The sequence below is a fragment of the Tardiphaga robiniae genome, from assembly GCF_013359755.1.
GTDB lineage: Bacteria > Pseudomonadota > Alphaproteobacteria > Rhizobiales > Xanthobacteraceae > Tardiphaga > Tardiphaga robiniae.
The window spans coordinates 55,747-63,365 of record NZ_JABMCJ010000065.1; the positions used below are offsets into that span (position 1 = coordinate 55,747).

Sequence of the window (7,619 nt, forward strand, 5' to 3'; positions counted from 1 at the left end):
TCACAGGATCGCGTGCGGAATGAAGCGCGACATGTTGCCGGTGATCGGATTCTCATCCTCGCGGATTGAGAGCCCGCATGGCACCTCATCGACCAGCCAGCTGCCCAGCACCGGATACTGATCCGCAAAGTTCGGCAGCGGCATCAGCATCTGCCGGATGAAGCCTTCTTCGCCATAGGGACCGGGCTGCGCATCGATGGCGCTGCCGCCGCTCACCAGCGTGACATTGGCGCCTTCGCGCGAATAGAGCGGCTTGCGCACATAGGATGTGCCAAGCTCAGCGGCTGCAGCATCATCGTCGAAATAGGCCGGCAGCAGGTTCGGGTGGTTCGGAAACATCGCCCATAGCAGCGGCAGGATGCCCTTGTTGGACAGAATGGCTTTCCACGGTGGCTCGATCCAGCGCGTCGATGCGCCTTTCAGACGGCCGCCGAATGCCTCGCGGAACATCCACTCCCACGGATAAAGCTTGAACATCAGGTCGATCGGCTGGTCCTTGAGATCGACGAAGTGCCCGCTGTCGGCATAACCGATGTCCTTGATGTCGATCAGCGCCGGTGTGAGGCCGCCTTGCTGCGCGACATCGGCGAGATACTGCACTGTGCCGCGGTCCTCGGCATTGTCCATGGCGGCTGCGAGATGAATGGCTTTGTCGGCGCCGATCTTGCGCCAGGCCTCGATGAGCCGCTCATGCAGCGAGTTGTATTGATCGGCCCGCTTCGGGATGATCTGGCGTTCGATCGCCTGTTCGAGCCAGGTCCATTGAAACACCGCGGCCTCGAACAGTGAGGTTGGCGTGTCCGCATTGTATTCGAGCAGCTTTGCCGGACCTTTGCCGTCGAACTGGAAATCGAAACGGCCATAGAGGCTCGGATCGTTGCGCTGCCAGCTTGCGGCGATGAAGGTCCAGTAGGCCTGCGGGATCTTCAGCAGCCGCAGATAGCGCTCATCCTTGACCGCACGGCTCACCAGCTCGCGGCACATCGCGTTGAGTTCGGCGGTCGGGGCCTCGATCTGACGCTCGATCTCATCCAGCGTGAAAGCGTAGTAGGCGCGCTCGTCCCAATAGCGATCGCCGGCCTCGGTATGAAATACGAAGCCCGTCGCGGCCGCTGTGGCCTGCCAATCCTCGCGCTCGGAACATGCGATGCGTTGCATGAGAAACTAGCCGCCGCCGGAGAAATGCGAGGCGAAGGAGCCGAAGCCACCATGGGTGACGTGGCTGCCGCTGGATGACGAGCCGTCATATCCGCCGCTGGATGACGATCCGGTGCTGGCGAAGTTGCTGCGTCCGGAGGAACTGCTGCTGCCCCCTGAATAGCCATGGCCGCCGGAGGATGACGACGAACTGCGCTGCTGACACTCTTGCTGTTGCCCCGCGATGGCAGCGCGGTTCGGGTCGCAATGTTCGCTCGGCATCAGCGCATAGGCGCCGCCGCCCAGGGCCATGGTGCCCATGAGCAGGAGCGCCACATGGTTGGAGCGTTTGCGCGACGGGGCTTCCTCATGCATCGGCTGCACGGGCTGGCGCTTGCCGAAGTTCTTTGCGGGCCTGCTGGTCATGGCGAATACACCATGGAGGCAGCGTTCAGCACGCCGGCAGCAAGGGAGGCGAGGCCGAGCCAGAGGGCCGGGGCCATCTCGCCATTGGCTATGCGATCCGACAATTTCGGCACCGGAATGCGGAGAATGAAATAGACGGCGATCTGCACGATCAGCGCGATGATCGCCCAGATCAGGCAGTCGACCACATTGGCGGAGTGGACGATGGCGCTGGCCACCGGCAGCACAAAGCCGAGCAGGCTGAGCCCGAGCGCGATCGCAGCTGGCGCGCAATCCTTGCGGATCAGTGCGAACTCGTCATGTGCGGTGACGCGCAGATAGACGAAGAGATACAGCATCACGGCGACGATGCCGGTGCAGAAATAGACCAGAAAGGCCGGCAGCCCGACCAGAGATTGCAGAACCATTCCGCCCCCGAAATGTGCGCCAAACATGATCGCTTGGTATTCGCCTATGGCATTCGTCGCTGTAAGCAAAGGGTGGGTTCATCCACGCAAACAAAAACCCCGCCTTTCGGCGGGGTTTCGTGAGAACTTTCGGGGAGTGACGCTTAAGCCGGCTTGAAACTCAGGCCGGGATGCGGATCTCTTCTTCGTGCGGCTCGCGGAGCACATAGCCACGGCCCCAGACGGTTTCGATGAAGTTGCGGCCTTCGGAAGCATTCGCCAGCTTCTTGCGCAGCTTGCAGATGAAAACGTCGATGATCTTCAGTTCGGGCTCGTCCATGCCACCGTAGAGGTGGTTGAGGAACATTTCCTTGGTGAGGGTCGTACCCTTGCGGAGCGAGAGCAGCTCCAGCATCTGGTATTCCTTGCCCGTCAGATGGACGCGCTGACCGCCGACTTCCACCGTCTTGGTATCGAGATTGACCACCAGGTCACCGGTCTGGATGACCGACTGGGCGTGGCCCTTGGAGCGGCGCACGATCGCATGAATGCGGGCAACCAGCTCGTCCTTGTGGAAGGGCTTGGTCATGTAGTCGTCGGCGCCGACGCCGAGACCCTTGACCTTGTCCTCGATGCCGGCGAGGCCCGAGAGAATGAGGATCGGGGTCTTGATCTTGGACACCCGCAGCTGCTTGAGCACATCGTAACCGGACATGTCCGGCAGATTGAGATCGAGCAGGATAATATCGTAGTCGTAGAGCTTGCCGAGATCGACGCCCTCTTCTCCGAGATCCGTCGTATAGACGTTGAAACTCTCGGATTTGAGCATCAGCTCAATCGACTGCGCAACGGCGCTATCATCTTCAATTAGCAAAACGCGCATGCCAGTCCCCTTTAGTCGCCGCTCCGGGCGTCAGGTCGGCCGCCATACTTGCGGCACCAAAAAACGCCTACGAACAACTGATTCGGATCCTGACTGGATATGGTTAACAAAACCTGATTCTTCAGCGCAAGCTCTAATCGTGCAATTTTTGTCGAATCGCCATAAGATGTTGCAGCAAAGACTCTTTTTGTACCCGTACCCGCTCAAGCTCCACATTAAGAGCCGGACCTAACCGACTCCATCGACTCGCCCCTTCATTCTGATGGCGCGAATGCTCTCAGTCATCCAAGACAGTGACGTAATGATTAACGATGCGGGTAAACACGGGGTTAAGGCCGAGCCGGCAATGAAGCGAAACTTAAGGGTTTTGCAATGAAAGCCCTTGCGGAACAGATTACTGACCTCGATGGCGTCAATATTTACGGCCGGGTGGTCGGTGTTCGCGGGTTAATGGTTGAGGTGGCCGGGCCGATCCACGCGATGTCGGTCGGTGCCCGCATTACCATCGAGACCGGCACAAGCCGTTCCATCCCTGCCGAGGTGATTGGTTTCAGTGGCGACAACGCCGTGGTGATGCCCTTTGCCGGACTGGAAGGCGTACGTCGCGGCTGCCGGGCGGTGATCGCCAATGCCGCCAGCCAGGTGCGGCCCTCGATCGCCTGGCTCGGCCGCGTCGTGAATGCGATGGGCGAGCCGATCGACGGCAAGGGGCCGTTGCTGCAGGGTCCGGCACCGATGCCGTATCGCGCGTCTCCGCCGCCCGCCCATTCTCGCAAACGCGTCGGCGCGCCGCTCGATCTCGGGGTGCGCTCGCTCAATACCTTCCTGACCTGCTGCCGCGGCCAACGCATGGGCATCTTTGCGGGCTCCGGCGTCGGCAAGTCGGTCTTGTTGTCGATGCTGGCACGCAATGTCGATGCCGACGTGTCCGTCATCGGCCTGATCGGCGAACGTGGTCGTGAGGTGCAGGAGTTCTTGCAGGAGGACTTGGGCGAAGAAGGTCTCGCACGCGCTGTGGTCGTAGTCGCGACCTCGGACGAGCCTGCACTGATGCGGCGCCAGGCGGCCTATCTGACGCTGTCGATCTCGGAGTTCTTCCGCGATGAGGGCAAGGACGTCATGTGCATGATGGACTCCGTCACGCGTTTCGCCATGGCGCAGCGTGAGATCGGCCTGTCCGTCGGCGAGCCGCCGACCGCTAAAGGCTATACGCCGACGGTGTTCACCGAACTGCCGAAGCTGCTGGAGCGGGCAGGGCCGGGCACTGATGAAGGCTCCATCACGGGCATCTTCACGGTGCTGGTCGACGGCGACGATCACAACGAACCCGTTGCTGACGCCGTGCGCGGCATTCTCGATGGCCATATCGTGATGCAACGCGGTATCGCCGAGCGTGGCCGCTATCCTGCTATCAATATCCTGAAGTCGGTGTCGCGAACCATGCCGCGGTCCTGCGATCCAGCCTATTTACCGACGATCACGCGAGCCCGGCAGATCATGGCGACCTATTCGGATATGGAAGAGCTGATCCGGCTGGGCGCCTATCGCGCCGGTTCCAGTCCGGAAGTGGACGAGGCGATCCGGCTCCATGAGCCGCTTGAGGCATTCCTGCGGCAACGCAAGGACGAAGTCTGCGGACTGGCCCAAGGCTATCAGCAACTGCAACAAATCGTTGGTGGTTTGGAAACGGAACGCTAACTTTGTCAGGCCATCATGACCCTCAGAGAAGAATTTCGGCCGGTCAGCCCCTTGCGGTTGTCCGGTTGTGTCCCGCGTTGAGACTGGGACTTCTGGGGAGTATGAGTCGATGAAGTCACGTGACACCCTGATCCGCCTGAAGAAGTTCCAGGTCGATGAGAAGCGCCGCCGGGTCAATCAGATCGAAGGCATGATCGCGGATTTCCAGCGCATGTCGGTCGATCTCGAGCGCGAGATCCAGACCGAGCAGGATCGCGCCGGTATTCAGGATCCCACCCACTTTGCCTATCCGACCTACGCCAAGGCCGCGATCCAGCGTCGCGAGAATCTAACGCGCTCGGCCGATGAGCTGCGCGTGCAGCTCGAAGACGCGAAGGCATTGCTGAGTGAAGCTTTCGAAGAACTCAAGAAGGTCGAACTGCTCGATGAGCGCGACCAGGCCCGTGCACGCGACGAAGAGAACGCACGCGAACAGGCCGACCTCGACAGCATTGGCCTGATGCGTGCCCGCATCGGCGCAGTGGCCTGATCCGCAGAAGCGGCGAGCCAACGAGCCTCAAAGATTGAAGTCATCAAGCCCGGGCCGCGAGGTCCGGGTTTGCTGTTTGTGGTCTATCCACAGCATAAACAGCGACATGGCCCGCTTGCTATAATCTATGTTACGACAGGGAATACCGCCGGGCGGCACCTCCGTAAGGCGAAAGGTATATTGAGGTTGGGGAGACGTAATGCTGACGCCGGCTGAACTGGTCTGGCTTCTTGCCGCAGTTGCCAAAGGGGATGAAGCCGCCTTCGAGCGACTCTATGCAGCGACGCGCGCGAAACTCTTTGGCGTCGTGATCCGTATCTTGCGCAGACAGGATCTCGCCGAGGAAGTCATCCAGGAGGCCTATGTCAAGATCTGGAACAGCGCCGGGCAATTCAATCCCGGTGTTGCCTCGCCGATCACGTGGATGGCGTCGATCGCTCGTAACCGGGCTATTGATGTCGTTCGCAAGAGAAGCGAAACGTCTATCGAGGAAGAGCCGGCTGCAATGGAAGTGGCAGCCGATACACCTGACCCGCTCGCGCGACAGGAAATGACCGAAGAATTGAAGCGCTTGTTGGAGTGCGTGGGCCGGCTTGAGCCGGACCGGCAGAAACTGGTGCTGCTTGCTTACTACAATGGTTGGAGCCGCGAACAACTCGCGACGAAGTTCGAAGCGCCGGTCAATACAGTAAAGACGTGGCTGCGCCGCAGTATGATGGACATCCGGGAGTGTCTGGGACTGACATGATGGCCTATAGCGAAGACCATATCGCGCTTGCCGCGGAATATGCGCTTGGCACGCTCAGTGCCGAAGAGCGCGTGCAGGTCGAGACCATGATGTCCGTTGACAAGGATTTTGCCGCTGTGGTCGAGGCGTGGGAGCGCAAGCTCGGCGTTTTGAATCAGATGGTCGGCCTTGTCGAGCCGCGTCCTGAAGTCTGGGAGAAAATCCGCGTTGCGATCGGTCTGGCCGGTACGCAAGAAGCGATCGTGCATCCGGAAGCGCCGCAGCCGGTCGCTGCAGCGGCGGTCGTTGCTGAGCAGCCTGCGATCGATCGCTCGACGCTCGATCGTTCGAACGTGATTGATTTCTCGGTCCAGGCAAAACGCTGGCGCGGTGTGGCCACCGGCATGACCGCGGTTGCCGCCATGCTTGTTGCGCTGATTGCCGTGCAGGCCTATCGCCCCGAATTGCTGCCGGCAGGTTTACGCCCGAAGGCAGCGCAGCAGGTGGTGCAGGCGCCAGCGCCGGTCGCGCCGCCCGCAGCAGCTCAGTCGCAATACGTCGCCTTGCTGCAGACCGACGCTGCGTCACCCGCATTCATCCTCACTGTCGATGCGGCGACCAAAAACTTTACAGTGCGCAAGGTTGGCGCCGAACCGCAGGCCGGCAAAAGCTACGAGCTCTGGATTGTGTCCGACAAGCTGCAACGCCCGCGTTCGCTCGGCGTGATCGGCAGCAACGACTTCACATCGCGCGCTGCACTCGCTGCCTATGATCCCGATGTCGTCAATCAGGCCACCTATGCCGTGACCATCGAGCCGGAAGGCGGTTCGCCGACCGGTGCAGCCACCGGCCCGATCGTGTTCACCGGCAAGCTGATCGAAACGGTGCCGCCGGCACGGTGATCGTTAGGCTCTCTTGTCATCTGGCATTGGTCCTATGTTCGTCATTCCGGGGTGCATGAAAGCGGCAAAGCCGCTGTAATGCGAACCTCTCAATTGTCATTCCGGGACGCGCTCTTGCGCGGGCCCGGAATCCATAAACTCCACGTCAGCCGGAAAGCACCGGATACAAATCCATCCAGTTTGGATTTTGCTCTTCGATCAATCGGATCTTCCAGTCGCGGCGCCATTTCTTGAGTTCTTTCTCACGCGCAATGGCCGACAGGACGTCATCGTAGACCTCAAACCAAACGAGCTTGTCGACGTCATAACGTCGCGTGAAGCCGTCAACCTCCTTGCTACGATGCTCGTAGACTCGCCGTATAAGGTCGTTCGTCACGCTGATGTATAGCGTGCCGTATTTTCGGCTGGCCAGCAGATAGACGTAATACGTCATTGCGATCACCGTGATTATCGGTGTTGGACTTCGGTGAGGAAAGTGTAGTTCGCGCAAAGCTAGGTGCAACGCGATTTTGAGCTCACTGGCTGTCATTCCGGGACGCGCCCGACAGGCGTAGCCGGCTGGGGGCAGGTCCGGAATCCATACGCGCGATCGTGGTTATGGATTCCGGGCTCGCGCAAGAGCGCGCCCCGGAATGACAATCGAGAGAATAGGGCTTAAACATTTTTTCCTATTGTTCTTGACAATATCCCCAACAGGATTATCCTCCGCTCATCCGGTTCGCGAGGGGCGCTTCATGAGGCGTCTTGAAGTGGAACAGGGATGCGGCGCCTGCGGGTGTGGGGTGACGTACCCCACGCACTCGGGAGGCCTTGGGTCACCGTCCGGCCCCACTACGGGGTCTGCCACTCATGCTGGCTGGACGTGGCATTGGTGAACGGCGGGAAACCGTCGGGATCAGCGGAGTGCGGAGCTCTGCGCCTTTGCCCGGAA

At 60.3% G+C, this 7,619-nt stretch carries 9 protein-coding genes; 4 read left to right on the top strand and 5 right to left on the bottom strand.

The features are described from left to right. The 4 genes from HP556_RS03070 to ctrA form a co-directional block, all read right to left on the bottom strand. Positions 1 to 1,158: a glutathionylspermidine synthase family protein gene (locus HP556_RS03070; RefSeq protein ID WP_175365869.1), complete on the bottom strand. Its 1,158-nt coding sequence runs from the start codon at positions 1,156 to 1,158 to the stop codon at positions 1 to 3. Between the two features lie 6 nt (positions 1,159 to 1,164). Beyond that, on the bottom strand, positions 1,165 to 1,563 hold the full coding sequence (locus tag HP556_RS03075; protein ID WP_175365870.1) for a hypothetical protein: 399 nt from the start codon (positions 1,561 to 1,563) through the stop codon (positions 1,165 to 1,167). After that, the gene (locus HP556_RS03080) at positions 1,560 to 1,970 is read right to left on the bottom strand and encodes a DUF350 domain-containing protein (protein ID WP_175365871.1); all 411 of its coding nucleotides are present in this window, start codon (positions 1,968 to 1,970) and stop codon (positions 1,560 to 1,562) included. The genes HP556_RS03075 and HP556_RS03080 overlap by 4 nt, the downstream gene beginning before the upstream one ends. 160 nt (positions 1,971 to 2,130) lie before the next feature. Continuing rightward, a complete protein-coding gene (gene ctrA, locus HP556_RS03085; protein WP_068737116.1) occupies positions 2,131 to 2,832 on the bottom strand; it encodes a response regulator transcription factor CtrA in 702 nt (233 codons plus the stop codon). A 372-nt stretch (positions 2,833 to 3,204) separates the two neighbouring features. On the opposite strand from ctrA, the gene fliI reads away from it, so the two are divergent. The 4 genes from fliI to HP556_RS03105 all read left to right on the top strand — a co-directional run bounded on the left by fliI (position 3,205) and on the right by HP556_RS03105 (position 6,688). Beyond that, positions 3,205 to 4,530, top strand: a complete 1,326-nt coding sequence (fliI, locus tag HP556_RS03090) for a flagellar protein export ATPase FliI (protein WP_089267515.1) — start codon at positions 3,205 to 3,207, stop codon at positions 4,528 to 4,530. A 109-nt stretch (positions 4,531 to 4,639) separates the two neighbouring features. Beyond that, on the top strand, positions 4,640 to 5,059 hold the full coding sequence (gene fliJ / locus HP556_RS03095; protein WP_068737112.1) for a flagellar export protein FliJ: 420 nt from the start codon (positions 4,640 to 4,642) through the stop codon (positions 5,057 to 5,059). A 199-nt stretch (positions 5,060 to 5,258) separates the two neighbouring features. Then, positions 5,259 to 5,807 (top strand): sigma-70 family RNA polymerase sigma factor, encoded by a 549-nt coding sequence (locus HP556_RS03100; RefSeq protein WP_089267514.1) that lies wholly within the window; start codon positions 5,259 to 5,261, stop codon positions 5,805 to 5,807. Then, the gene (locus HP556_RS03105; protein WP_175365878.1) at positions 5,807 to 6,688 is read left to right on the top strand and encodes an anti-sigma factor; all 882 of its coding nucleotides are present in this window, start codon (positions 5,807 to 5,809) and stop codon (positions 6,686 to 6,688) included. Before HP556_RS03100 ends, HP556_RS03105 begins: the two co-directional genes overlap by 1 nt. Before the next feature lie 145 nt (positions 6,689 to 6,833). Here HP556_RS03105 and HP556_RS03110 read toward each other — a convergent pair whose 3' ends face one another. Next, complete coding sequence (locus tag HP556_RS03110) at positions 6,834 to 7,121, bottom strand: GIY-YIG nuclease family protein (protein WP_175365872.1); 288 nt, start codon at positions 7,119 to 7,121, stop codon at positions 6,834 to 6,836. Positions 7,122 to 7,619: the final 498 nt, after the last annotated feature.

Excerpts from the sequence above, each read along its gene's own strand:
- HP556_RS03070 (WP_175365869.1), bottom strand. The coding sequence starts at position 1,158 with ATGCAACGCATCGCATGTTCCGAGCGCGAGGATTGGCAGGCCACAGCG.
- HP556_RS03080 (WP_175365871.1), bottom strand. The coding sequence starts at position 1,970 with ATGGTTCTGCAATCTCTGGTCGGGCTGCCGGCCTTTCTGGTCTATTTC.
- HP556_RS03075 (WP_175365870.1), bottom strand. The coding sequence starts at position 1,563 with ATGACCAGCAGGCCCGCAAAGAACTTCGGCAAGCGCCAGCCCGTGCAG.
- HP556_RS03110 (WP_175365872.1), bottom strand. The coding sequence starts at position 7,121 with ATGACGTATTACGTCTATCTGCTGGCCAGCCGAAAATACGGCACGCTA.
- fliI (WP_089267515.1), top strand. The coding sequence starts at position 3,205 with ATGAAAGCCCTTGCGGAACAGATTACTGACCTCGATGGCGTCAATATT.
- HP556_RS03100 (WP_089267514.1), top strand. The coding sequence starts at position 5,259 with ATGCTGACGCCGGCTGAACTGGTCTGGCTTCTTGCCGCAGTTGCCAAA.
- HP556_RS03105 (WP_175365878.1), top strand. The coding sequence starts at position 5,807 with ATGGCCTATAGCGAAGACCATATCGCGCTTGCCGCGGAATATGCGCTT.
- ctrA (WP_068737116.1), bottom strand. The coding sequence starts at position 2,832 with ATGCGCGTTTTGCTAATTGAAGATGATAGCGCCGTTGCGCAGTCGATT.
- fliJ (WP_068737112.1), top strand. The coding sequence starts at position 4,640 with ATGAAGTCACGTGACACCCTGATCCGCCTGAAGAAGTTCCAGGTCGAT.